This window comes from Brevibacillus borstelensis (assembly GCF_037834415.1).
Lineage (GTDB): Bacteria > Bacillota > Bacilli > Brevibacillales > Brevibacillaceae > Brevibacillus > Brevibacillus borstelensis_A.
Genome location: NZ_JAUMSJ010000086.1, coordinates 1 through 1,807, shown reverse-complemented (window position 1 = coordinate 1,807; position 1,807 = coordinate 1). Strand labels below are relative to the sequence as shown.

2 protein-coding genes are annotated in these 1,807 nt (G+C 46.9%); both read right to left on the bottom strand.

All coding sequences use genetic code 11. The features are described 5' to 3' along the window. The coding region (locus Q3F21_RS27035) for an ATP-binding protein (RefSeq protein ID WP_340259673.1) at positions 1-368 on the bottom strand (368 nt) is incomplete at its 3' end. After that, the coding region (istA, locus tag Q3F21_RS27030) for an IS21 family transposase (RefSeq protein ID WP_340259671.1) at positions 365-1,807 on the bottom strand (1,443 nt) is incomplete at its 5' end. The genes istA and Q3F21_RS27035, both read right to left, overlap by 4 nt.

Below are 1,807 nucleotides of genomic sequence, written 5' to 3'. Positions count from 1 at the left end.
TCCTTCCCGAGTGCAATGGAGAGATGAGTTTTGCCAGTGCCAGAGTTTCCGATAAACATGATGTTCTCTGCCTTTTCGATGTACTCACAACGAGCCAGTTGAAGCAATTTGGGCTTATTGAGAGACGGAATCGCTGAGAATTCAAATTGATCGAGCGTTTTCATAGAAGGAAATTTGGCGTGCTTGATGCGACTTGCGATTTGGTTAGCATCCCTTTGCTGAACTTCTTGCTTTAGTAGGGCTAAGAGGAACTCCTCGTAGGGAATTTGCCGTTCAGCAGCATCATGGGCGATTTCCTTATAGACACGTTTAATCGCAGGTAAGCGAAGGCGTTTCGCGTAGGTTTCAAGCAGGAAACTCGTACTCAATGAACCACACTCCTTTTCTGTAACAAACGATTGTACTGGCTAAGATCTGGGGCCTTTACCTGAATACGTGGAACGGAGCTATCCTCCGCCAACGAGAGTTGGGGCAGACGGTGTTCCGGCAACGTTCGCTGAAACAATAATTGCCTTACGGCATCATACTGGAACATCCCTTTTTGGCAGGCCTCCTCCAGTGCTTCTTCGACGAGAGAAGTATCGAATTCACGGTGCAAAAGCAAGAGTCGAACGAACTCCTTCATCCCTCCCGGTCGGTTACGGCACTTATCCAAGAACTTTTGGTAAATGGCAGATAATCCTGCCTGATGCAATGGTCTAGCATAAAGAACTGCTCCTGGGCGAATAAGGAGTAAATCCAGATAATGATCGTATTGCAAAATCTCCTTTCCCTTTTCCAAGCACCGCTCATGCGTCGCAATCAGGCTTTTTCCGTGATACACCTCAATTTTTTCAGCAAACACCCGGCAAGTAAGTTGGGTCGATGCATAGGAAACCGGGACGGAATAGGCATTTTTCTCAATGTGGATCATGGATAGCGTATTGCTTTTCACGGGTACAACACGGAAACAATCCAATGGCCGTGGAGGCAATGGAAGCATGATGGGCAACTCTTGAGCAAATGCTTCTCCAACCATTAGGGAAGACCCTGGAACGGTTGTATTCTCGTAAGAGATACATTTTTCGAGGAGGATTTGATTTAGCTCCTCCAGAGAAGAAACACTGGGTACAGGGGTAAAAAATTGCCTCTGAGCAAACTGTACGAGGTTTTCCACCTGGCCTTTTTGATGCCCTTTTCCCGGATCACAGAAATAGCTTTCAAACAGGTAGTGGGCACGTAGCTGAATAAATCGCTCTTGCTCCTCGCGATTTTTGCCCCCCAATACCTTCTTAACAGCTGTGGTCAGGTTGTCGTATGTGATGACTTGGGGAACAGCACCGAAAAATTCAAAAGCATCTACATGACCTTGGAGAAGAGCCTCTTGCTTCTGATGAGCAAATGTTTTGATAAAAATCTTTCTGCTGTATGTGCAACGCATACAAAAGACTTGAACCTTCACTTGTTTCCCTTGTAATTGAACCGTAACCTCACCCCAGTCAAATTGAGCAAATCGCCCTGGCGGGAAATCGAGAGGGACAAATGCTTTAGGGGGAGAAACCCGCAACTCTCTAACGTAACGTCGTACGGTAGATTCACCGCCGGTGAATCCATGTTCGTCAACGAGTCTCTGGTAGATGCGTTTGGCAGTATGACGCTGCTTCGGGGGAGCTAGTTCATCTTGACGCAGCCATTCCAAGATGATGGGCTTGACAGAATCAATGACTGGCTTTGGCTTCGGTTTTGAAAGCTGATACACAGGAATCTCGGAGGATTTCAAGGCCTTTCGTATCACTTGACGGGAGTAACCTGTTTCGCGAGAGATTTG